Below are 21,872 nucleotides of genomic sequence, written 5' to 3'. Positions count from 1 at the left end.
GTCGTAGACAGAACAGGGCCAGGGGCGGCGGAGCCCTGCGGAGCCGGCACTGGACCCACAGTCGGCCGCGTCAGCGGACGCCCGATTCCTGTGTGAGCTCTGCGAACACGCATCTCCACCAGGGCGGAACGCGCTGGCAAACCTACCGACTCTGGCCTGCCTGGTGCATTCGTGGTGTCATTACTCCACGTCATCGCTGGTACGGCAAGGAGTGATCATGGACAACACGGCAAATGGTGCCTTCCTTTCCTTCCGTGATCCCGCAGTGCGGGGTTCGGGAGCTGTGCTCGCAGAGTATGCCGCGGCTCTTACCTGGGCGTTCTCGCTGTTGGCGTACGTCAGCGCTGGCGCATTCATGAGTCCCGGCGCTATCGCGCTTCTGATACCCGCTGTTGCGGTGACGGCGGCTGCGATGGCTATCCGTCGTCGAAGTAAGCTTCCGCCTAGGCACAGGTCGGGCGCCGCGCACGCTCGGCGATGAGGACCTGTTTGGAGACGTGCAACGGCGGGTTCTTTCCAAAATGAGAGATCCTGCTGCACGTGCCGGCCGCCCTCACGGTGTCCTGCGGAGCTTGGTTGTTGTGTTCGTGCTGGCCGCAGCCGGGTCCCTGGTGCTGGTGGCCGTGGACCTGTTCATTGGCCGCCCTGTCACGGGTGATGTTTTTATCGCCATCCTCAATAGCTTTGTTGCCCTCGTGCTGTGGCGCCGGCTCGCTGAGCAGAACATCCGCCGCAACACGGCGTAGATAGAACGGGTCCAGGGGCGGCGGAGCTCTGCGGAGCTGGCGATGGAATCCGCACCCGGCCGCGCCAGCGGACGCCCTTTTCCTGGTGAGCCCTGCGAACCCTCATAAGCACCCCGAGTCCCCCTTTTGGGGTCCCTGGCTTCGGCGGCCGCGTGCCCTGAGGTCGCCGGTCGTGAGTGTGCGAATGGCGGTCCGCCGTCGCCAACCCCCAGCGCAAGCCGGCCACGACGGCGGACCGCCAGCGGTGACCGCCCCGGCAACGGGACGGCCACCTGAAGGGACTAACCTGCGAGGAGTTCGGCCAGTTCGGCCGCATCGGATACCAGCACCGCGCCGCCTTCTTTCAGGAGCCGGTGGCATCCTGCGGAGTTGGCGCTGTGCACGCTCCCGGGGACGGCCGCGACGTGCCGGGCAATGGTTTCGGCGTGGTGTGCGGTGTTCAGCGCCCCTGAGCGCCAGCGGGCTTCAACGACACAGGTGACGCCGGCGAGGGCGGCGATGATGCGGTTCCTTTGCAGGAACCTGTACCGGGTCGGGGCGGAACCGGGCGGCAGCTCTGAGAGGGTCAGCCCTGTTCCACGGATCGCGGCCGCGAGGTCGGCGTTACCGGACGGGTAGTCACGGTCAAGGCCTCCGGCCAGTACCGCTAGTGTTGCCGGTCCTTCTCCCTGGCTTCCGGCCAACGCGGCCCGGTGCGCGTGTGCATCGATGCCGTAGGCCATCCCTGAGATCACGCAGATTCCACGCTGAACCAACCCGTATGCCATGTCCCCCGTTACGGAGGCGCCGTAGCTGGTCGAGTCCCGGGAACCGGTAAGGGCCACACACTTCGAAGGCGCCGGGATGCCGTTGTCGATGTTGCCCCGGTACCAGAGCCCGTACGGGGCATCGGGCAGATCGTCCAGGCCTTCCGGCCAGTGTTCATCGCCTGGGATGAGGAAGCCGCCGCCCAAGCGGTCGATAGTGGCCAGGTCCTTCTCCGGGTCGACCTCCGGAACCCGTGGGGCCCACCGCTTCAGCGCTTCTGACAGTTCCTCGACCGTAACTTCCGGGATGGCGTGTAGGGGCTGCGCGCCGGTGGCGAGCCGCAACGCGGCGTACGCGCCGAGCCTGCCCACGAGGGCACGGCCGACACGGTCGCCGGGTTCGAAGAGTCGGGTCAGGGCTGCGCGTGCAATGCGATCGTTCATGATTTCTCTCATCCTTTGCTGAGGGTCCGGTGGGTGGGGCAGCTTTGGTGACCGGCCAGCTTCCCCTCTCCCCCGGGCGTTTTTTGCCTGCTGGCGGAGCAACGCGTAGCTGTGCCCGACGGAGCCGGGGCAACCCGAAGGGCAAGCAGCGGATGGGTTGTGGGAGGAAATAAGCGAAGCGCCGACACAAGGCATCGGCTGCGCGGCCGTCCGCAGGACGGTTGAGCCGGTGGAGCGGGCACGTACGATCCGCAGGAATCTCAATGATGTTGTCAACGGATGTCGGCGTGCCGCTCGGGTGTCCCGGCCGGTGGCGGCCGGGACGCCCAAGGTGCTTCTAGTCCGTCCAGCCCGGGTAGGGCTTCCGGTCCTGCCCCGGCAGCCTGGCGGCTGTGGCGGGCAGGTTGTCCGGGCCGTCGGACTGGCCGGAGGCCCAGTGGAAGAACACTTCGGCGGTAACCGCTTCCAAGCAGGCGTCCTGGGACCGGAACCAGTAAGTCGCGGTGTCGCCCTCGACGTAGGTTCCGTAGCCGAACAGTTCCCCGCTCCCGTCCCGGGTGCGGGCGACGGCGAGGATGATGTAGGGCCAGGATCCGGCGTCCCACCCCTCGCTTCCCCAGTTCGGCAGCGCGGACCAGGCGGTGCCTTCAAGGGTGTCCATCCAGTCGTACCCGTCACCTGCCCGGTCGTCGGCGGGCAGGACCGGGGCGGTCACCGCTTCGGCGGTGTCGGTTGTGACCGTGCGGGTCATGGTTTCTGCGCTCAAGGTGATGCTCCGTTTCGCTCAGGCGGGGCGGGTGCCTGGACTACCGACTTCCCTCTCCCCCACCATGTTTTTTGCCTGCTGGCGGAGCATCGCGTAGCTGTGCCCGACGGAGCCGGGGCAACCCGAAGGGCAAGCAGCGGATGGGTTGTGGGAGGAAATAAGCGCAGCGCCGACACAAGGCACACGGTGCGCGGCCGTCCGCAGGACGGTTGCGCCGGTGGAGCGGGCACGCATGATCCAACGGACAGCAGCAAAAAAGGAAAGAAAAAGCTTGTACCGCCCGAGCGCAGCGAGGCCCGATCTGGTGATCGATTCAGCGTCGCCCAGCCATCCCGATCGCGAAATTCGTCCCGTTTAGAGTTAGGGCACCGGGTACTTTAGAGCATGAAGAGTTTCAGCGTGGCCAAGACCTTGTTGATCCTAGCTGCCGCCACGGCACTTTCGATTCTCTTGCGAGTGCTACTTCCCGAGGACATTGGTGTGGTTGCATCCGCAATTATTGGGCTCGCGTTTGTGGCTTATCTGGTCGTCATCGCATTTCTGCATCGCAAAAAATCAGCTCCGCCGCCTCAAAATTAGGAGCCGCAGGAGTTAACCAGCTGACACTGAAAGGGCACAGGACTCGTCCTGCGCTAGGCTGCAAACTGGTTTGGGAATGGACATGGCGCCTCCCGGAACCCTGTCAAGCTATTGCCAAGGATAGCGTCGAGTCACCCTTCTGATGATCCAGCTTCGACTCTGACCCGTCAGGATTCCTTCACCGGCCGGATAGTCAACCCCTCGATGTCTGCAGTCCCGCCGAACGTCAGGCGGCCATAGTGGTTGTGGCCGCGGAGGCGGGGTTGTAGGTAGTGCCGTCACGGAGCATGGCCCAGAGGACATTGAGCCGCCGTCTTGCAAGCGACAGCATTGCTTGGATGTGCGATTTCCCCTCCGCACGTTTGCGGTCGTAGTAGCCGCGCGAGGAGGGACAGGACTTCAGCGCGGAGAGCCCGGAGAGGTAGAAGACCCGGAGGAGCCGTCGGTCGTAGCGCCGGGGCCGGTGGTGGTTTCCGCTGATTCTCCCCGAGTCCCTGGGGGCCGGTGCCAGTCCGACGACGCCTGCGAACCGGTCGGCGGATTGGAAGACGGTGAGGTCGCCGCCGGTGGCGCCAAGGAATTCGGCGGCCAGAACTGGGCCAAACCCTGGCATGCTCAACAACACCTCTGTGTGCTGGTGTTCGGTTACTTTCTCGCTGATCAGCGCATCGAGTTTGGCGAGTTCCTCGTTCAGGGTCAGGATTTCCCGGGCGAGTGCGGCGACGATCATCTCGCCGAGGTGTTGGGCGGGAACGATGGTGTGCTGGGATTTCGCGGCGTCCACTGCGGCCTGGGCGACCGCGGCGGAGGAACGGGCCCCGTGTTTCTTCAGCCAGGCGTGGATTCTGGCTTGGCCGGCGCGGCGGATTCCGTCTGGTGTGCGGTGCTTGGTCAGCAGGGTCAGGGCTGCCTTAGAACGGCTGTAGTCGAAGGCCCGTTCCAGCGCCGGGAAGTACTCGAGCAGCTGGGCTTGCAGACGGTTGATCGCGCGGACCCGGTCCGCGGACTTGTCGGCACGGCGGGCAGTCAGGAGCCGCAGCCCTGTGCTGATCTCATCCCCCGCACGTAGGGGTTGCAGATCGGTCCGCATCCGGGCCTGGTCGGCGATAACCGCTGCGTCCTTGGCGTCGGTTTTGCCTTCCCCGCGGTAAATCTTGGAGGCGTGGTGCACCGTCCGGCCCGGAATGTACAGGATGTCCTGACCATGGCCGATGAGCAGGGCAATCAACAGCGCCGGTCCACCATGGTTCAGGTCAGTCGCCCACACCACCTCGTCCCCGCCTGCCATCTCAAGGACGGTGGCGAGAAGTTGGAGCAGGGCTGGTTCGTCGTTGGGGATCTTCTGTGAGAGCAGCCGGTTTCCGTCGGCGTCGATCACGACGCAGTGGTGATGGGCTTTGCCGGCGTCGATGCCGGCCCACAATTTCGCCAAAACATCCTCCAGTCTGTTGATTGGGTGGAACCCGGCAGATAACCGCGCCGTCGTGTCCTTATCCGGCGATCATGTCGCGTCTCTCAATCAGCGGTCGGGTCATCGCGGGGTGGCGGGCGGCCAATCCTACGAAGCCGTCACGACCTGGATCGTCCGGACCACAGCAACAAAGCCATACCCGCCTCCCCCGGGTAGCCACGACCCTACAACGGCCACGGAACCACCCGTCAACACCATAAGGACAGCAGCCAAAAACGTCGTAGACAAGACAGGGCCAGGGGTCCGGAGCTCTGCGACGGCACGCCCTGGACCCAACAGCCGGCCGCGCCAGCGGACGCCCATATGGGGGTGAGCCCTGGCGAACATCACCCGGACTTTCGCATTCAGTGTCCGGCCCTTCTGGTAGCTTGCGGGGCATGGAGCTGAAACATCTGAAACATTGCGGAGCTTGCGGTGAAATGGTCGATCCCAGCGCCGGCCCTCACACCCATGAGATGAAAACATGCAAAGGGAAGTGCGGAAAGCTGAAGCCGGCAGATGCTTTTGGGCTCCATCAGTCCAGCACTGACGGACGCCGGCACGTCTGCCTCGAATGCGTTGCCGACTCATCCGCGGCGGGCAGGGTGCATCGGGCTGTCGAAAAGGACAAGCAGTTCCGCGATGACAAGGAAAAGCTCAAAGAACATCGCTACCGTTGGGCGCGGAGGGTCGTTCAGCCCGGACCTGATCCTGTCTTTCGCTGGGCGTTGCTGGATCCGCAGGGGCATGAGGTAACAAAGGAACAGGCCCTGCGGGATATCGAGATTGCGGAGAACCCTGAGCCCGACGACTACCCGATTCACTACGAGGAGACTTAACTTTGGGACTGCGCGAATTTTTTGGTCGGCGACGGACACCAACTGCGGCTGAGTCCTTCTCTGCGGCCTCGGCCACGGAGACGGAGCGCGCCGCCGCTGACACCGGCCGAGCTGGCCGATCTGGAAGAGGCTTGGGTAGAGCTCCGACAGGCTTCCCAGGAAGCCGGCGTGAAGTCATTTCGTGCTTGTACGCGTGACGGCAGCCGCTGGGAAGACAACCCGGAGTCGGTGCGGGCCATGACGCGCATGATCAAGGACACGCATAAGTACACAGTCGAAGGTCCAAAGGACGTGTAGGGACTGAGGGGGCAAGTCCTATCGGTAACCCCCCTCCCCCCAAGATAAAAAGGATGGCGGCCGTTCCTGGCCGCCACTTTTTGGCGTGTCTATTCGAATATATATTCTAAGGTTATGGTATATCCTCCGAAGAGTTTGCGGCCGCGCTCCAGGCGCAGTACGCGCGGCGGGCCGGCCCGATTGGGTTGACCGTGGAAGAGCTTGATTTCGAGCACTTCCCAGCCAAGAACGGGTATCCGGGGATCCCGGTGAAGGCGTGGATCCGGTTCCCGAACTGCGCCGAGCTGGTGGACGGCGAAGTGTTCGCCTGGACAGCGAAGGCAGCGGAAGTGACGTGGAAGGACGGGCCGGTCACGTACCGGACCTGGGTGTGGAGCTCGGCGGTCACCCGCCGGGAAGAAATGATGAACAGGAATTTGGGAGAGCGGACCCGTGGCAAGAACAGCAACTGACAAACCCTTGGACGTGCCGGTGCAGGTGCGGTTCACCGCGGCCGGCACTCCCCTAGCCGTCAGATATGACGGACGGATCTGGGCCGTGGCCGCCGAGCCGGTGCGCTGGTTTACCCGCGCGGACTGGTGGAACACCGCCAAACGAGCCCCTGTCGGCTGCGGGGACCTGGTCAGTATTGAGCACTGGCAGGTCCAAGTCCGCCTTATCTGCCCGCAAGTGGGGTTCACAGGCATGTAAGTTTTGAACTAGGGTCGTCTCGGAACGCACGGATTATCTACCCTTGACGAGGTACGTCCGCATGGCGCAGTCACCGGTCCCGTTTCCGTCAACCTACCAACCGAATCCCTCGATTTCGCGGCAGTGGATCGCGTTCAAGGTCATCCATAAGACCGGCGGCCCCTCCTGGGCCGTTGTGGATGCTTTCACCTATGATCTGCACCCTGAAGCCAGCTCGTACCTGCACTACCTCTTCGGCTCTGCCCGCTCTACGAACACCATCAGGGCGTACGCTCAGCGTCTGGCCGCTTTCTTCACATGGCTCGGTCCGGCACGGTTGAACTGGGCCGATGGCGTGCCCGTCGTTTCTCGGTTCATTCGGGAACTGGCTGTTTCTGCCTTGCCCGCATCTGAACAGGACACGGCATATCGTGAACCGCGCTACCGGAGCGGGAAGACATTGAACCAATACGCCGCAGCCCTGACCCAGTTCTATATGTGGGCCGCGCGCAGCGATCTGATCAGTGAGAAGACTGCCGCGGGCTTCTATGAGACCCGGATCGCGTATGGCTTTTCCGGCGACAGGCTCCTACCGGGCAAGGTTTCCAGGTCACGTGCAGTACGAGTCAAAGAAGTCGAAGAAGCCCCCAAGTTTCTCGATGAAGAGGGTGCCGGGTCACTGCTGGCGGCCACCGCGAACCGCCGCGATCGTTTCCTGGTGGCGCTGATGCTTGAAACGGGCCTCCGGATCGGCGAGGCGCTGGGGCTGCGGACCGAGGATCTGCATCTCTTTCAGGACTCGCGCGCCGTCGGGTGCGCGACCGCCGGACCTCACATCCATGTTCGGCGGCGCCAGAACCCCAACGCCGCCCTGTCCAAGTCCGCCACTCCGCGCAGAGTCCCGGTCACTGAAGCAGTGTGCACCCTGTACCACCTGTACGTTGAGGACCGGATCGACCGCTTGGCCGTGGACTCCAGCCCCATGGTCTTCGTCAACCTGTACTCCCGGTCCCACCTCGGGGAAGCGCTGAAGTACTCCAACGCCATCAAAATGTTCTACCGCTCTTCGACCCGTACCGGCCCCCGGGTTAACCCGCACATGACACGGCACACCGCGGCGACCCGATGGAAACGGGCGGGAGTGCCGGGACCGGACGTGCAGGAACTGCTCGGGCACCGAAGTGCCACATCGCAGCACGTGTATGAGCACGCCACCGACCAGGACCTTAGGGACGCCATCGAGGCTGTCCGCCCCATACCGAGAGGGCAATTATGAGCCGTGGACAAGCACTGGCCAGTGATGAGGCCGGTGTTCCGGCGTCGGCGGAACCCGTCGACCCGTCCCTTGACCTCTCCGCATTCCAGCAGTGGCTGGCCCGGGAGATCCACGATGACTGGCGCCCGAACGAATGGGACAGCGCGGCTTGGGTTTTCACCGGCACTCCCGGCCATCTGGGCACCCTCGTTGACGCATGCAGATTTCCCGGATGCTCCGGCCCATCCTTCACGCGCAGCAGCGGACTGTGCAGTGTCTGCCACGGACGCTATTCCCGGCACACCAAACGCATCGGTGCCATGAGCGCCGAGGACTGGATTGCCGGAGCAGTCCGGCTGCAAGGAACGAACTGGACACCGCAGATCGTCCCGATCCTTTGCTCAGTGACGAACTGTACGAACCGCAGTAAAGGCCTGGGTGTGCCCCTGATGGCTGCTACGGAGGGGAACCCGAGGAGATGGCATCAAAAGAAAGCACGGCTGCCTCCGCTGTGTCTGGGTCATCATCCGATCCGCACCGTCGAAGACATTGCCGCGTGGGTGGTTGCCCAGGAGGCTAAGCCTGTTCGGGCGCCAGAGTACTGTTCCGTTCCCTGGTGCGGCTACAAACGGCACCCCGGTAACGGGATCGGGATCTGCCGGCTGCACGCCCAGCTCGTCATCGACCGCGCCGAACTGGCCCTGCACTTGGAACGGGAAGCAGTCGTTTCACTCGAGCCCGACGGCTACCGGGAAATCCACGCTCCCCCGGCCCGAATGGGCAGGTACGAACTCAGCTTTGCCCCGCTGCGCCGGCGGCAGCCAGGACTTGCCACGGAGCTGCTGTGGGCACTTCAGCACCAGGACCGTATCGGCTTCCCGATCAACCTCGTCACGACCAAGACGCTCATCCAGTCAGCGCTGAATTTCCCGCCAGGCACAAGATCCTTCCTAAACGCCGACACTCGGGCACTCACTGCAGGCAAGGTCATGCGTTCGGCTAATGCCTGGTCGATGTTCCGGGTCGTACGCGCACGACTGCTGGAACGCTACGTCCCCTGGTCCACCGGGGGCGATCTTCTCAAGTCAGACCTCATTCCCTTTGGCCTGCTGACGACCTCGTCGAACAGATCGGGCTCCGCCCGATCAATGGCTGCCCTGGACTTCCGACCCATCCCTTTCGAATGGGCACGACAAATGACGAAGCTATGGATTCTTGAAAAATCCACCACGGAAACTTCCTCGACCACGCTCATCACCCACATCGCACGGCTCTGCACCGGCTTCAGCATGCAATGCACCGCCCGCTCGCTTTCCCTGCCAGCCGATGCTTCCGCACTAACCCGCGAACATGGCAAGGTGCTGGCACAGGCCCTGGCCGCTCTGACCAGGATCGACGGCAAGCCCCTCCCCAACGATTACAAGCGCTTCCTCGGATCGACCGTGGCGGGAATGATCGACTACGCCCGGAAGCGCTCGGACCTGTTCGAGAAGACAACCCTCTCCTTCTCCCTCGACTATGACCTGAACATCCCCATCGAAGATGCCCCGGGAACAGATGAAGACGACGAAACTGGTAGGGCAATTCCCGAACCTGTCATCGAGTACCTTTTCTCCCGGTTACCCACGGCGCATGTCTCCAGCCCAGTTTCAGCCGCAGTCCCAAACGGCGTCTACAAAGCAGCCTTCACCTGCTACATGACGCTTTTGCGGGACGCGGGGAGACGGCCCAGTGAGATAGCGAAGCTTGGACGCGAGTGCCTTAGCTACGACCACACCGGTCAAGCCACCCTGTTGTGGCACAACGACAAAGGCAGGCGCAGGGGCAGGCGCCTCCCCATTTGGGCTGAAACTGCCGAAGCTATGGAAACGTGGTTTGCCGTCCGGGACCAGCACATCCCTGCCATGCCAGCAGGTCAGCAGGACTGGCTCTTCCCCACTTTCCGTTCCCGTGCCAGGGACAATCACTTAAAGACCATTTGGTTCAACCAACGGCTTAGGGACTGGATAGATCTCCAGCTCCCGGACCTGCCCGGACCGACCGACGGTCCTGGAGCAGGAAGCGCGTTCGACAAGAGGAATGTCTTCGCGTACGCCTTCCGACATTCCTACTGCCAACGGCTGGCAGATGCAGGAGTTGCCCAGGAAACCCTGCGCCGCCTCATGGATCACCGCTCCGCGGACACCACGGCGAGGTACTACACGGTGACCAACGCACGAAAACGCAAAGCCATCGAATCGGTCAAAAGGTTCTCCTTCGACATGCAGGGCACCCACGCCCCGGTGGCCGAAGACCTGTACTCCATGGCGGCCGTGGCCGTCCCGTTCGGCAACTGCACCGAACCGGCCAACATCAAAGCGGCAGGCAAAGCCTGCCCCGCCCGTTTCCAATGCGGCGGCTGCACATTCTTCAGATCCGACCCTTCCCACCTTCCTGACCTCAAGGCGCATCTGGAACGGATGAAGGAAGACCTCGCCTGGCAGGTCGCCCAGAACCTACGGCCCTCACTGATTGCCGACACGCAGAATGAGATCGACGCGTTTACCGCCCTCATCACCGCCCAGGAGTCGCGCGTGGCCGACCTGCCCGGCAGCGAAAGAGAGTCACTGGCCGAGGCAGCTGCGGTGCTGCGCCGCCTCCGCGCCAGCGTCCCGACCGCTGTCGAGAAACCCTTCATTCCGGTCGGAAGCCTAAAAATCAGGACCGACACAACAGGGGACCAGATGTGAGCGCGGGTTCAAAAACGGCGGCGATGGTGCAGCAGAGGAAGAACGACAGCAGTGCCAAAAGACGGGCAGTCCTCGCCACCATCCAAGCAATGAAAGCGACCAATACTCCGATTACGGTTGCGGAGATTGCGCGTCGCGCCCATGTCAGCCCGTGGCTGGTCCGCCAGCAACCCCTCCTTGAACACCTCAGGAAAGCGCAAGCCTGCCAGCTCGCAGGCGCCCAGGGGGGCGAGATACCCGCGAACTCAACCGCGGGCTCGCTCCTGGTCGAACGCGATCTTCTGCGCAAGGAGAACCAGCGGCTCCGGCACGACCTGCAGAACCACCGACGCCGCATCTCCGAATTGCTCGGGGACCAGATAGACGGCACCGACGCCCAATCACAAAGCGTTCGCGTCCAGGAACTGACGGATCAAAACTCCATCCTTGCGGGGCAGGCCGGCGATGCACTTCAACAGGTGCACCACCTTCGCCAGAAGACAGATGAGCTCGCATCCGACCTGGCGGCAGCCCACCGGGTCAACCGTTCCCTCATGGCAGAACTCAACCGCACTAAAGGACACCTGCCCAGCCAATCGTGACTTCCAGAGCGTCCCCCACGGCCGGTCCCATCGGACTTCGCTACCTTTGGTCAGGAACGATGAGGACCGGACGTTGTTGTCTGTGAGTCAGGAATGATGAGACAGATCCTGCAAGGAACCTGTCCACCCTTGCCAGGGGTCCGGGGCGGTCGGCTCCAACGATGATTAATGAAGCCCCGGTGTTTTCGGCCAGACGGCACAGCGCCTTGGGAACGTCTCCGTTAAGCACGCGGAAGGACCACTGCTTTCCAGGTCGCCCCAGAAGCGCTTCGCGGCGGTGAAGCAGTTCATCTGCCGGGTACTCCGCTTCTTCATTGGTGGCCGGATCGAGCGAATGTGCGTCCCGCGACGTGTCCGGTTCCCATTCTGTGAGGTACCCGGCCGGGTCCACGAAAGCGCAGACCAGGTGTTGTCCCAGGGCGGTCGCGAGCTCCGCTGCGGTACGGATCAGATGTGGTGAGAACTTCCACTCAACACCGAGCACAATCGGGCCGGACGTCCATCCTTTAGTGGGCATGTGGGACTTTCGGCCGATGCGGCGGTAGCCAGCAGCGCGTAGTAGAGCACGCCCCAACCGGTGATTTGGATGATGCACAGCGTGGTGAGTCCATTGCGCGGTGCACCCTCCGCGGTGCACCCTCCGCGGCCAGTGTCGTGACGGCGCCGGGGCGGCATGGCTAGTTCCCGGTGAGCTCCGTGTAGAGCGTCTGGACCCGGGCCTTGATGTCGTCCCGGACCAGGCGCATCCGTTCCATCCCTTCGACCCCGCGCTCGGAGGGCTCGTCCGTTTCCCAGACCTCGAAGCGTTTGCCCTCAACCGGTTCCAGCTTTGCCTCTGTGCCAAGGACGATCACGGCATCCACGGTGTCCAGGACCTCGTCGGTAACTGTTTTGGGGTATTCGCCGGTGACGTCGATACCCAGTTCGGTCAGGGACTCCAACCGCCTGCGGGTTCAGGTCTTTCGCCGGCTTGGTGCCGGCGGAATAGACAGCAATTTTGTCTCCCGCGAGGTCGCGCATAAGTCCTGCGGCGAGCTGGGATTTGCCGCCGTTCTTGCTGCAGACGAACAAAACGGACGGAGTCGTTTCCTGGGTCATGAGGAGGTTGTTTCCTTTTCGGGTGAGACAGCGGTCAGTGAGGCGACGAGGGTTTTGACCCGTTCGTGGATCTGGTCCCGGATGTCCCGGACGGTGTCGAGGGGCTGGTCGGCCGGGTCGGGCAGGTCCCAGTCCTCGTAGCGTTTGCCGGGGTAGATGGGACAGGAGTCCCCGCACCCCATGGTGATGACGACGTCGGATGCGCGGACGACGTCATTGGTGAGGGGCTTGGGGTAGTTCTTCGTCAGGTCCAGGCCCATTTCAGACATCACGGTCACGACGCCGGGGTCCAGTTCGGCCGCAGGCAGTGACCCAGCGGACCTGACATGGATCCTGCCTTTGGCTTCGACGGTGAGCAGCGCTGCTGCCATTTGGGAGTGTCCGGCGTTCTGCACGCAGACGAACAGGACTTCGGGAACTTCTGACCCAACGGCTCCCTTGGACCTGACAAGGGCTGCCAGCCGATCGTTCGCAAAATGCTCGGTGGTGGCGGGCAGGTACGCGCTGATTTTCGCGGTGCGCGCCAGCGCCGTGTAGGACTCGAAGACGTTGCGTTCGACGGTTTCGGCGGCGAAGATCCCGGCGAACCGCTCGGCGAGCCGTTCACTGATGCGGTGCAGGAGCTCGGTGTTGTCCCGCAGGCCAAGGCCGGTATCGCGGTGTTCAGTCATGACAGCTCTCCACTAAGGGGTTCGTTGACTGCTTTAGGAGTTGTTGGCGCCGGAACGGCCGCGGGCAAGGCCTGTGGGGAAGCCCACCAGCACGGGTTCTGGTGCGGCGCAGCAGCCGGATTCTGCAGGTACGGTTTCCGCTGCTGCGGATGAGGCGACTGGGACGTCGCAGCTGGTGCCGGCGTCGGTGGAGCAGACCCCGGTCACGGGAAGCTCAAGGTACACGGTGTCGGCGGACTCCTGGTCACCGGCGAGGGCGCAGCGACGGAGCGGACCTGCTCGTAGCCGGCGGCCAGCAGGAAGGTGGGGGCGCGGCCGTAGGACTTCATCCCCACAATGTAGAAGTCCTTGTCCGGGTGGGCGAGGAGTTTGGCGCCGTGCGGCGGGACAGTGCCGCAGGAGTGGAATTCGGGGTCGATCAGCGGGCCCAGCTCCATGGGCGCTTCCACTGCAGAGTCCAGGTTGAGGCGGAGCTCGCGCAGGATGTCCAGGTCCGGGCGGAAACCGGTGCAGGGAATGACGACGTCGGCCTCCATGGTCCGGCCATCCACGGCTTCGACCGTCACTCCGGAATCGATGCCCTCCAGGGTGCTGATGCCGAAGCCGGTGTGCAGTTGGATTTTTCCGGCTTCCACGAGCCGCCGGACCCGGGCCCCGAGCTGGCCACGCGCGGGCAGCCCGTCCAGGTCCCCACCGCCGTAGACTTTCGCGGCCGAGTCGCCCCGGACGGCCCACAGGATCCGGGTGTCCGGCTCCTCCTTGGTGAGGTCGGCGAGGTTGATGAGCGTGTTGGCGGCGGAGTGCCCGGCACCGACCACCAGGACCCGGCGCCCGGCAAACGAGGCACGGTCACGGCCGGTGACGCCGGGCAGCGGAGCGGAGATGCGCTCCTGTGTTGCTTCTTCGCCGATGGCTGGCAGCCCCGAGGTGCCCAGCGGGTTGCGTGTGGACCAGGTGCCCGAGGCGTCGATGACTGCGGCCACGGTCGCCTTTGGGTAGTGGACGTTAGCGGGCATGGGGAGGGGATGTCAGTCGTGGGTGGGTTCTCCGGTGGTTCGGTGGTCGGCGTGGTTGATGGTTTCGCGGATGAGCCGGATCAGGTGCCCGTCGTGGAGGGAGTAGATGACGTGCCGGCCGTCCTTGCGGGTGTCCACGAGGCCGCTGAGCCGGAGTTTGGCCAGATGCTGGCTGACCACGGTCCGGGCAGCCCCGGACGCGTCGGTGAGTTCGGTGACGGTTTTCGGGCCGTTGGAGAGCTGCCAGAGCAGGTGCAGGCGGGTGGGTTCGGCGAGCATCCGCAGCGTCCGGGCAGCTGTTTCGAGCAACTGCGGGCCCGGGGTGACCGGGTGGACCAGGGAAGGCTCCTGGGGGATGGTGCTGAACGCGCTGCTAGGACGGCTGCTCAACGTTCTGCTCCTCTTTGGTGGGTTCCTGGGAGGCCGCGGCGGTGTGCCTTGGCCAGGACAGGAATGCCGCTGCACTGCCTATTATCGCAATGATTGTCAGGGCAAGCGCGGCCCAGCCCAGTCCGGCGGCGGCTCCGATCCAGCCAGCCAGCGGGTAGGTCAGGATGTAGCAGGCGTGGGAGAGGGAGAACTGCGCGGTGAAGACGTAGGGCCGGGTTTCCTCGGTGGAGGCATCGCGCAGCAGCCGGGACGAGGGCGTGAGGATCGTGGAGTTTCCCGCGCCGAGCAGGAACCACAGCCCCAGCAGCAGCCACCACCCGGACCCACCGGCCCCCAGGATGGTCAGGAGTGTGGCGCCGGCCAGCACGGCAGGGATCAGGGCGGCGCCGGTGAGCATCACGGCACGGTCCCCGAACCGGTCCAGGACCCGGGGCGCTGACAAGGCGACGATCATGGACCCGACTCCGAAGCAGGCCAGGGCAAGGGCCAGGTCGGTGTCGGGGCGGTGCAGGACGTCGCGGACGTAGACCACGGTGTTGACGAGCACCAGGGCCGTCGGTGCTGCGACCACGAGGTTCAGGGCCAGCAGGGACCGCAGGCGCCGGTTGCGCCAGAAGATCCGTGCACCCAGGGTGGTCCGGTGCCACAGCGACGTCTGCGGCCCGGCCGGGGCGGAAGGCCGGGGCAGAACCGTGATGGTGACCATGAAGGCCGAGAACAGGAACCCGGCGACGGTGCCGATGAACAGGTTGTTGTAGCTGATCAGCGCCAGCAACAAAGCCGCAAGGGCCGGGCTGACCAGGGCTTCCATGTCGTAGGCCAGCCGGGAGAGGGACAACGCGCGAGTGTAGTCCCGCTCGTCCTTCAAAATGGTCGGGATCAGCGACTGGAACGCCGGGGTGAAGGTCGCGGAGGCGGACTGCAGCAGGAAGATCACGACGTAGATCTGCCAGGTGTCGGTGATGAACGGCAGGCACAGTGCCATCGCCGCCCGGATCAGGTCCGCCCCGATCAGGACCGGCTTTTTCGGCAGCCGCGCCACCAGTGCGTTGATCAACGGGGCCAGACCCACGTAGGCGAGCATCTTGATCGTCAGGGCCGTTCCCAGTACCGCTCCGGCGTTCCGGCCGGCCAGGTCATAGGCCAGCAGGCCCAAGGCCACCGTGAGCAGTCCGGTGCCGATCAGGGCCACGATCTGTGCGGCGAACAGCCGCCGGTAGGTCACATTCCGCAGAACCGCTAACATCAGTCCAACTCTCATAAGTGCATACGTGCGCGTATCTGCACTAATAGTAGTCGACTTTCGTCCTGCCCGTTCGCCCATCGACGGGCCAGACCGCAAGAGGTGTCTGCCTGGAGCTGATCCGCCGAAGCCTAACGGCCGTCTCAATGCCGGCGTCCGGTGCCGGCCGGAGGCATGCATCTCGTTTCGCTGCCTCGTCCCGGCACTATGGGAGCTCCTGCATTCGCCGGCGGGCCTACGCGTATAGCCGTGGGCTCGGCCAGGCCCGTGCTTCAGGCAGTATGGCCTTTCGCAGTGGGTTCGAGGCCCGGGAGGACACCGGGTCACCGGGCCTCGATCAGGCCCATCATGCCGCTGTCCTCGTGATCCAGAATGTGGCAGTGATAGACGGTTTTGCCGGTGAAATCATCGAAGGCGATCCGGACCCGGACATTGCTGCGGGCCGGGATGTCGACCACGTCCTGCCATCTGGGAGTGTCCACGGGCTGGCCTGCCTGCTCAATGATCTGCATGGGCCAAACGTGCAAGTGCATCGGGTGGTCCATCGGGCTCGTGTTCTTCAGCGTCCACTCTTCGACAGCACCGGCCGGAACCGTGGTGTCGACCCGTGCCGGGTCAAACGGTCTGCCGTTGATGGTAAAACTCATCATCCCTGAACCCTGTCCCATGCCGTCGCCCATGCCTGCGCTGCCGCTGCTGTTATTGCCCATGCCCATGGCGAAGACCAGTTCGCGCCGGGCGGTGACCGGCTCAGCGCGAAGGTCCCGGGGCGCCGGCTGCTCGGGGACCGGCGCGAGGGCGGCGCCGGGTGCGCCGGCGACGGTGAAGGTCGCCAGGGCGGTACCGTCGGGACTGGCCGGAGACCGCGTGGTCCCGTTGCCGCCCATCATGGACCCCATGCTGCCCCTGTTCACGGGCAGGGCGCGCAGCACGGACGTCCCCACCTCGGCGGTAACCAGCAGGTCCGCCCTGTTGCCGGGAGCCAGCAGCACCTCCTCGACGTCACGTGGGGTCCGGTGGCGGCCGGAGTCCAGGCCCAGCAGCTGCAGCTGCTGGCTGTCCAGTCGAAGCCTCAGATACCGCCCGGTGCAGGCATTGATGATCCTCCACCGTTCACGCTCGCCCGGCCGGGCGGCCAGGCGAGGATTCAGCTGCCCGTTGACCAGCACGAGCTCACCTTCCCGGCCCATCATTTTCTCCATCGCCGACACCGCGGTTATGCTTCCGTCTGCGTTCAGGGAAATGTCGGAAATCACCAGGACCCGTTCCCGGCTGGCAGGGATGGGCCGGGGATCCTGGACGACGATGGCTCCGTACAGCCCGCCGAAAATCTGGTCGGCGACCATACCGTGACGATGCGGGTGGTACCAGAACACGCCCGGCGGGTGGTTCGCCGGCAGCCGGTACTCATAATCAAAGGATGTTCCCGGTTCAATGGAAAGCAGCGCATTGTCGCTGTTGCCCTGCGGGGAAACGTGCAGCCCGTGGACGTGCAGATTCGTCACCTCCTCCAACCGGTTCTCCAGCGTCACGTTCAACCGGTCTCCGGCCTGAAGGAACAAGGTGGGTCCGGGAAGGGACCCGTTATAGGACAGCGCCGTGGCATCCCTGCCGGCGATCCTTACCCGTCCCGGGGCCGCTGAAAGCTTCAGCTGAAGCAGGCCACCGGCGCTGTGCAGGGCCTGGGGTTCGTTCAGGTCCTGCCCGCCGGCAGCCTGGAACCCGGCGCCCGGACCCCACAGCAATCCTGCCGCGCCCGCCGCGGCGGCCGCCGCCCCGGCGCCTCCCAGGAGCAGGGCACTGCGGCGGCTGAGAGGTTGCATCATGTACCGTCCCCAAGGACTTCCAGCCTTTCACGGTATTCCTCCGTGGTTATGTCGCCCCTGGCGTAGCGTTCATCCAGGATCCGCCGGGCAGTACTCACATCCGCAGGTCCGGGCCCGCCCGGGCCGGAGCCCTCGCCCCGGTTAGTCCTGCCGCCGGAGAAAGCCCGTACGGCAAGGATGCCCAGCAGGACGATACCGATAATCAGCAGCAGCCAGAACAGCCACGCCCATCCCATCATCGAACCATATCCGTCCATCATTTTCGCTCTCCGTTTCCTGCGGCATCGGCCGCTGTCCTGCCGGCTGCACTCCGCACCGGGGCCCGATCAGGGTCCAGCGCCGGCCGGCAGCGTCAAGGGCTCAGCGGATGTACGCCCAGCCGTCCCATTGACGTTGTGCACGTGCCCGACGGCGGCGGGAACCGTTCCGACCCGGCGCCAGGTCGGCTGCTTCCAGTCCGGCCGAGCGCATGCTGTTTTCGCGGGCCAGGATCCTGACGTCGTCCCGGAGCAGGCCTGGGAGGGACCCGGCGAGGTCTGTCCCCGGGCCGGGGCTGCCACCGCGGCCACCCTGGACGATCACTTCCAGCCGGACGCCCGCACCAAGTGCCCCGACTGCGTTGGCAGCGCTGTGCGGCACAGCCGGCAGATCAGAGGACGGGCCTGTGTGCAGGACTAGTCCGGGCATCGGGTTTCCTGACCCGCTCACGATGCGGAGCCGTCACCATCGGCGATCCCGGCCAAGGCGGCACGCAGGCGGGTGCCGGCGTCGTCGGCGATCTCCTGGACGGCCGGGGTGCCGCTGAGCTGGACCATGGTCTGGGGGTCGATGGCCTGGATGGTGGTGACAAGGGCGTCCTTGCCGCGACGGACAACGACATTGCATGGCAGCAGCGTGCCGAGCTCCGGTTCGGCCGCGAGGGCGCGGCTGGCGAGGGCGGGGTTGCAGGCGCCGAGGATCACATAGTCGCCCACGGCGCCGGTTCCGAGTTTGGCCTCGAAGGTGGCGCGGACGTTGATTTCCGTGAGAATTCCGAAGCCCTGTTCATTGAGGGCGTCGCGGGTGCGCTGTACTGCTTCGGCATAGGAGAGCGGGACGGTGACGGTATGCGTATAGCTCATGCGGGACTCCTTGTACTCGGTTACGGGTGCTCGGCCGCGGGATTGGGCGTAACTTGGTCTAGGCGAGGGAGAGGAAGAGTTTCTCCAGGTCCTTCTTATTCATGCTCATGTCTTCCCGGACGATGCACTGCTCCAGGCCGCTGGCGATGATAGCGAAGCCGGCCCGGTCCAGGGCCTTGGAGACGGCGGCGAGCTGGGTGACGATGTCCTTGCAGTCCCGGCCCTCCTCCAGCATGCGGGTCACGGCTGCCAGCTGGCCCTGCGCGCGCTTGAGCCGGTTGACCACGGGGGTCAGTTCTGTTGAATCCAGTTGCATGCTGAGCTCCAAATAATGGGGTTTATGCATGCAATCATATACCCCCAGGGGTGTGTTGACTACCCCCAGGGGTATCTGAAATACTCGGTGGGGTATTCGTCTGCACCAACGTTTCGTCTGAGAGGACATCCATGAATTCCCCTTCCACATCAGTTTCCGCCGTCACGTCCCTGGCGCCGGAGACCCTGCGCAGCTGGGTGAACGAGCACCAGGACCTTCTCGTGATCGATGTGCGTTCCGCGGCCGAATTTGATTCCCTGCACATCCGTGGCTCCTACAACGTTCCCCTGCCGCTCCTCTCGGGGCACACCGAGGAGCTGGCCGCCCGGCTGGGCAGCCGCGTGGTCCTGGTCTGCCACTCCGGCGCACGGGCCGAGCGGGCACGCCAGCGCCTCGGCACAGCCGGCATCGACACCGCGTACGTTCTCACTGGCGGGGTTCCCGGCTTCGCGGCCGCCGGCGGGGACGTTGTCCGGGGCAAGAGCCGGTGGGATCTCGAGCGCCAGGTCCGCCTCGCCGCAGGTTCCCTCGTGATGCTGGGGCTGGCCGGAGGCAAATTCGTTTCCCCCAAGATCCGGATGCTCGCCGGCGCGATCGGCACGGGCCTGACCCTCTCGGCCGCAACCAATACCTGCGCGATGGGCCAGGCGATCTCTGCGATGCCGTGGAATAAAGCTGCCAAGGAACCCACCCGCGAAACCGCCATCCTGCAGCTGCCGGCGGTCACAGCCAGGCAGACCCCGGCAGCATGATTCCGGCCCTGGCGCTGGGCCTCTTCGTCGGGATCGTGCTCGGCGTCGTGGGGGGCGGAGGGTCAATCATCGCCGTCCCCGCCCTGGTCTATGGCCTCGGCATGAGCCCCGCCGAGGCCATCCCCACGTCCCTGCTGGTGGTCGGCGTCTCGTCGCTGGCGGCCCTGATCCCGCGGCTCCGCGAGGGCGTTAACTGGCCCGTGGTCCTGCTCGTCGGGGCGGCCGGCATCCCTGCAGCATGGGGCGGTGCTGCGGTAGGCCGGCTCCTGGATCCGGACATCCTGATGCTCGCCTTCGCGGCCATCATGGTCTTCGCCGGGATCCGGATGCTGGCCCGCACCACCGAAACCGAAGGCTCCTGCAGCACCGGGCACAACCGTGCCTTCCGCACCTGCGCCCCCAAAGCCGTGGGAACCGGACTCCTGGTGGGCTTCCTCACCGGACTCCTGGGCGTCGGCGGCGGATTCCTGATCACCCCGGCCCTCACACTCTTCCTGGGACTGCGCACGAAACAGGCCATCGGATCATCCCTGGCCATTATCGTAATCAACTCCGCCGCAGGCTTCGGAGCCCACGCCGCCGGCTTCACCATCGAATGGCCCACCGTCCTTGCCTTCGCGGTCCCTGCGCTCCTCGGCTCGCTCGGTGCCGCCCGCCTCGCCCGGCGCCTCACAGACAAGCACATCCGCATCTCGTTCGCGGTCCTGATTTTCGCCGTCGCGGCCTGGGTCACGGCCAGTACCGTCACCGCCTGACAGATCATCCGCACAGACATCCCGCACAAACCAAGGAGAACACCCATGGACCTGATCAGTTCCCTCAGAAAGGCCTTCAGCAAGCCCTACAACACGATCACCGTGGCCGAAGCAAAGGACCTGTTGGCCTCCGGAGCCACCCTGATCGATGTACGTTCTGCCCAGGAATGGCGGTCCGGGCGCGCACCGCAGGCCAAACACGTCCCCCTGGACCGGCTGCAGACCAGCACCGCCGGCATCCAGAAGGCGCGTCCCGTCATTGCCATGTGCCAGTCCGGGGTCCGCTCGGCCTCTGCGGCCCGGATCCTCGCCGCCCAGGGCTACGAGTCCTACTCCCTCCGCGGCGGCATGGGCGCCTGGGGCCAGGCCGGCGAACCCGTCCGCTAACAACACCCAGAACTTTCTAAGGAGAACCCCGTGGCTGAAATCACCGTCACCGAAACGGACCAGCGCCGCAACCAGGCCCGGATCCTCGATGTCCGCGAGGACTTCGAGGTCGCCGAAGGCATGATCCCCGGCGCCCTGCATATCCCGATGGGACAGCTGCAGACACGCCTGTCCGAGCTGGACCCGGCCGTGCCCGTCATCGCAGTGTGCCGCAGCGGCAACCGCAGCGCCCAGGTTGCCGATGCCCTCAACGGCGCCGGCTACACCGCGGACACCATGGCCGGCGGCATGATCGCCTGGACCCGCGCAGGACTCCCCACCACCTGACCTTCCTGCCGGAGGGCCTGCACCACTGACCGCTTTTATACGCACCCGGAAGGACACGAACCTGATGGCAACCATCGACATCACCCAACAGACCCTCGCTGAGACTTTGGAGAACAACGACGTCGTCTTCGTTGACTTCTGGGCAGGCTGGTGCAGCCCGTGCCGCATGTTCGCCCCCACCTACCAGGCGGCGTCCGAAAACCACCCGGACATCACCTTCGCCAAAGTGGACACCGAGGCCGAAGAGGCCCTCGCCGCGGCGGCCGGCATCACCTCAATTCCCACCCTGACGGCCTTCCGGAACAAGACCCTGGTCTTTTCCCAGCCTGGCGCCCTTAATGCCGCCGGCCTGGAGCAGGTCATCCAGGGTGTAAAGAACCTGGACATGGACAAAATCCGCGCCGAAGCCTCACAGCAGCCGACCTGAAACCGACCTCGAAAGCGGAATCAATGCGCACCATAACGGCCGATGACCTCGCCGCCATCTATCCCCGTGCCGTGAGGAATACGCCACCGCCCACGTCCCCGGGAGCCGGAACATCCCGCTGGTTGAACTGTCTGTCCGTCTCAACGACCTCCCCGCCATAACCCTGCATCTCCTCTGCAGCTCCGGCAAGCGCAGCAGCCAGGCCACCACGATTCTCTCGGGACGCGGTTACGGCGCAGTGAACGTCGCCACGGCGGAATCACCGAGTGGTACCGCAACGGCCACCCTGTTACCTACGCACCCCTGCCGACGGAGCACCTCCGGCCCGGACGCCGGCGCTTACCTGCGTCACTTCTGACCCGGCTCCTCACTCACCGCAGGGGCGTCACCTGAACCCAGGCAGCACGGCCCGCACCCGCTTGCGATATACCCCCTGGGGTAT

26 protein-coding genes and 3 pseudogenes are annotated in these 21,872 nt (G+C 64.8%); 15 read left to right on the top strand and 14 right to left on the bottom strand.

Features of this window, described 5'->3' with window-relative positions; translation table 11 throughout:
• Positions 1–572: 572 nt before the first annotated feature.
• Complete coding sequence (locus FHJ30_RS21440) at positions 573–746, top strand: hypothetical protein (protein ID WP_171059118.1); 174 nt, start codon at positions 573–575, stop codon at positions 744–746.
• Positions 747–1,027: 281 nt separating this feature from the next.
• Here the strand turns inward: FHJ30_RS21440 and dprA are convergent, their stop codons facing one another.
• Both dprA and FHJ30_RS17655 read right to left on the bottom strand, forming a co-directional pair.
• Entirely contained in the window at positions 1,028–1,936 is a 909-nt protein-coding gene (gene dprA, locus FHJ30_RS17660; protein ID WP_139030553.1) for a DNA-processing protein DprA, read from the bottom strand.
• A gap of 337 nt (positions 1,937–2,273) precedes the next feature.
• Entirely contained in the window at positions 2,274–2,702 is a 429-nt protein-coding gene (locus tag FHJ30_RS17655) for a hypothetical protein (RefSeq protein WP_139030552.1), read from the bottom strand.
• A gap of 399 nt (positions 2,703–3,101) precedes the next feature.
• Between FHJ30_RS17655 and FHJ30_RS17650 the strand changes: the two genes are divergently transcribed.
• Positions 3,102–3,281 (top strand): hypothetical protein, encoded by a 180-nt coding sequence (locus tag FHJ30_RS17650; RefSeq protein WP_139030551.1) that lies wholly within the window; start codon positions 3,102–3,104, stop codon positions 3,279–3,281.
• A gap of 226 nt (positions 3,282–3,507) precedes the next feature.
• Here the strand turns inward: FHJ30_RS17650 and FHJ30_RS17645 are convergent, their stop codons facing one another.
• The gene (locus FHJ30_RS17645; RefSeq protein WP_240793753.1) at positions 3,508–4,713 is read right to left on the bottom strand and encodes an IS110 family transposase; all 1,206 of its coding nucleotides are present in this window, start codon (positions 4,711–4,713) and stop codon (positions 3,508–3,510) included.
• Positions 4,714–5,129: 416 nt separating this feature from the next.
• On the opposite strand from FHJ30_RS17645, the gene FHJ30_RS17640 reads away from it, so the two are divergent.
• From FHJ30_RS17640 to FHJ30_RS17610, 7 genes and pseudogenes are all read left to right on the top strand, one after another.
• Positions 5,130–5,570, top strand: a complete 441-nt coding sequence (locus FHJ30_RS17640) for a hypothetical protein (protein WP_139030549.1) — start codon at positions 5,130–5,132, stop codon at positions 5,568–5,570.
• 168 nt (positions 5,571–5,738) lie between these two features.
• Positions 5,739–5,867, top strand: coding sequence for a hypothetical protein (locus FHJ30_RS21890; protein WP_257223682.1), 129 nt, complete (start codon positions 5,739–5,741; stop codon positions 5,865–5,867).
• 119 nt (positions 5,868–5,986) lie between these two features.
• Positions 5,987–6,319: a hypothetical protein gene (locus FHJ30_RS17630; RefSeq protein WP_139030548.1), complete on the top strand. Its 333-nt coding sequence runs from the start codon at positions 5,987–5,989 to the stop codon at positions 6,317–6,319.
• Between the two features lie 19 nt (positions 6,320–6,338).
• A pseudogene (locus FHJ30_RS21770) lies at positions 6,339–6,524 on the top strand (hypothetical protein); the annotation flags it as partial.
• Between the two features lie 94 nt (positions 6,525–6,618).
• A complete protein-coding gene (locus tag FHJ30_RS17620) occupies positions 6,619–7,812 on the top strand; it encodes a tyrosine-type recombinase/integrase (RefSeq protein WP_139030547.1) in 1,194 nt (397 codons plus the stop codon).
• A complete protein-coding gene (locus FHJ30_RS17615; protein ID WP_139030546.1) occupies positions 7,809–10,520 on the top strand; it encodes a site-specific integrase in 2,712 nt (903 codons plus the stop codon). Before FHJ30_RS17620 ends, FHJ30_RS17615 begins: the two co-directional genes overlap by 4 nt.
• Entirely contained in the window at positions 10,517–11,101 is a 585-nt protein-coding gene (locus FHJ30_RS17610) for a hypothetical protein (RefSeq protein ID WP_139030545.1), read from the top strand. The genes FHJ30_RS17615 and FHJ30_RS17610 overlap by 4 nt, the downstream gene beginning before the upstream one ends.
• Positions 11,102–11,141: 40 nt before the next feature.
• On the opposite strand, the gene FHJ30_RS17605 is transcribed toward FHJ30_RS17610, so the two are convergent.
• From FHJ30_RS17605 to FHJ30_RS17555, 11 genes and pseudogenes are all read right to left on the bottom strand, one after another.
• Complete coding sequence (locus FHJ30_RS17605; protein WP_139030544.1) at positions 11,142–11,618, bottom strand: universal stress protein; 477 nt, start codon at positions 11,616–11,618, stop codon at positions 11,142–11,144.
• Positions 11,619–11,778: 160 nt separating this feature from the next.
• Positions 11,779–12,199: pseudogene (locus tag FHJ30_RS17600) on the bottom strand (low molecular weight phosphatase family protein).
• Positions 12,196–12,870 (bottom strand): arsenate reductase ArsC, encoded by a 675-nt coding sequence (locus FHJ30_RS17595; RefSeq protein WP_139030543.1) that lies wholly within the window; start codon positions 12,868–12,870, stop codon positions 12,196–12,198. Before FHJ30_RS17595 ends, FHJ30_RS17600 begins: the two are co-directional and overlap by 4 nt.
• Positions 12,871–12,903: 33 nt before the next feature.
• A pseudogene (locus FHJ30_RS17590) lies at positions 12,904–13,856 on the bottom strand (FAD-dependent oxidoreductase); the annotation flags it as partial.
• A gap of 42 nt (positions 13,857–13,898) precedes the next feature.
• Entirely contained in the window at positions 13,899–14,276 is a 378-nt protein-coding gene (locus FHJ30_RS17585; protein WP_139030542.1) for a helix-turn-helix transcriptional regulator, read from the bottom strand.
• Positions 14,260–15,522 (bottom strand): MFS transporter, encoded by a 1,263-nt coding sequence (locus FHJ30_RS17580; protein WP_139030541.1) that lies wholly within the window; start codon positions 15,520–15,522, stop codon positions 14,260–14,262. The genes FHJ30_RS17585 and FHJ30_RS17580 overlap by 17 nt, the downstream gene beginning before the upstream one ends.
• 320 nt (positions 15,523–15,842) lie before the next feature.
• Complete coding sequence (locus FHJ30_RS17575; RefSeq protein ID WP_139030559.1) at positions 15,843–17,342, bottom strand: multicopper oxidase family protein; 1,500 nt, start codon at positions 17,340–17,342, stop codon at positions 15,843–15,845.
• Positions 17,342–17,605 carry an SHOCT domain-containing protein gene (locus FHJ30_RS17570; RefSeq protein WP_043471836.1) on the bottom strand — a complete coding sequence of 88 codons (264 nt, stop codon included), beginning with the start codon at positions 17,603–17,605 and terminating at the stop codon, positions 17,342–17,344. Before FHJ30_RS17570 ends, FHJ30_RS17575 begins: the two co-directional genes overlap by 1 nt.
• Before the next feature lie 100 nt (positions 17,606–17,705).
• Positions 17,706–18,032 (bottom strand): hypothetical protein, encoded by a 327-nt coding sequence (locus tag FHJ30_RS17565; RefSeq protein WP_139030540.1) that lies wholly within the window; start codon positions 18,030–18,032, stop codon positions 17,706–17,708.
• A 17-nt stretch (positions 18,033–18,049) separates the two neighbouring features.
• Positions 18,050–18,466 carry a DUF302 domain-containing protein gene (locus FHJ30_RS17560; protein ID WP_139030539.1) on the bottom strand — a complete coding sequence of 139 codons (417 nt, stop codon included), beginning with the start codon at positions 18,464–18,466 and terminating at the stop codon, positions 18,050–18,052.
• A gap of 58 nt (positions 18,467–18,524) precedes the next feature.
• Positions 18,525–18,782, bottom strand: coding sequence for a metal-sensitive transcriptional regulator (locus FHJ30_RS17555; RefSeq protein ID WP_014923376.1), 258 nt, complete (start codon positions 18,780–18,782; stop codon positions 18,525–18,527).
• Positions 18,783–18,913: 131 nt separating this feature from the next.
• On the opposite strand from FHJ30_RS17555, the gene FHJ30_RS17550 reads away from it, so the two are divergent.
• The 6 genes from FHJ30_RS17550 to FHJ30_RS22045 all read left to right on the top strand — a co-directional run bounded on the left by FHJ30_RS17550 (position 18,914) and on the right by FHJ30_RS22045 (position 21,788).
• Positions 18,914–19,534, top strand: a complete 621-nt coding sequence (locus FHJ30_RS17550) for a rhodanese-like domain-containing protein (RefSeq protein WP_139030538.1) — start codon at positions 18,914–18,916, stop codon at positions 19,532–19,534.
• Positions 19,531–20,289, top strand: coding sequence for a sulfite exporter TauE/SafE family protein (locus FHJ30_RS17545; protein ID WP_139030537.1), 759 nt, complete (start codon positions 19,531–19,533; stop codon positions 20,287–20,289). Before FHJ30_RS17550 ends, FHJ30_RS17545 begins: the two co-directional genes overlap by 4 nt.
• A 45-nt stretch (positions 20,290–20,334) precedes the next feature.
• Positions 20,335–20,676 carry a rhodanese-like domain-containing protein gene (locus FHJ30_RS17540; RefSeq protein ID WP_139030536.1) on the top strand — a complete coding sequence of 114 codons (342 nt, stop codon included), beginning with the start codon at positions 20,335–20,337 and terminating at the stop codon, positions 20,674–20,676.
• A 30-nt stretch (positions 20,677–20,706) separates the two neighbouring features.
• The gene (locus tag FHJ30_RS17535; RefSeq protein ID WP_014923372.1) at positions 20,707–21,003 is read left to right on the top strand and encodes a rhodanese-like domain-containing protein; all 297 of its coding nucleotides are present in this window, start codon (positions 20,707–20,709) and stop codon (positions 21,001–21,003) included.
• A 64-nt stretch (positions 21,004–21,067) separates the two neighbouring features.
• Positions 21,068–21,430: a co-chaperone YbbN gene (locus tag FHJ30_RS17530; protein WP_139030535.1), complete on the top strand. Its 363-nt coding sequence runs from the start codon at positions 21,068–21,070 to the stop codon at positions 21,428–21,430.
• A 112-nt stretch (positions 21,431–21,542) separates the two neighbouring features.
• Positions 21,543–21,788 carry a hypothetical protein gene (locus tag FHJ30_RS22045; RefSeq protein WP_373683156.1) on the top strand — a complete coding sequence of 82 codons (246 nt, stop codon included), beginning with the start codon at positions 21,543–21,545 and terminating at the stop codon, positions 21,786–21,788.
• Positions 21,789–21,872: the final 84 nt, after the last annotated feature.

Source organism: Arthrobacter sp. BB-1, assembly GCF_006151685.1.
Classification (GTDB): Bacteria; Actinomycetota; Actinomycetes; order Actinomycetales; family Micrococcaceae; genus Arthrobacter.
This window is presented reverse-complemented; position numbering and strand designations above follow the sequence as displayed.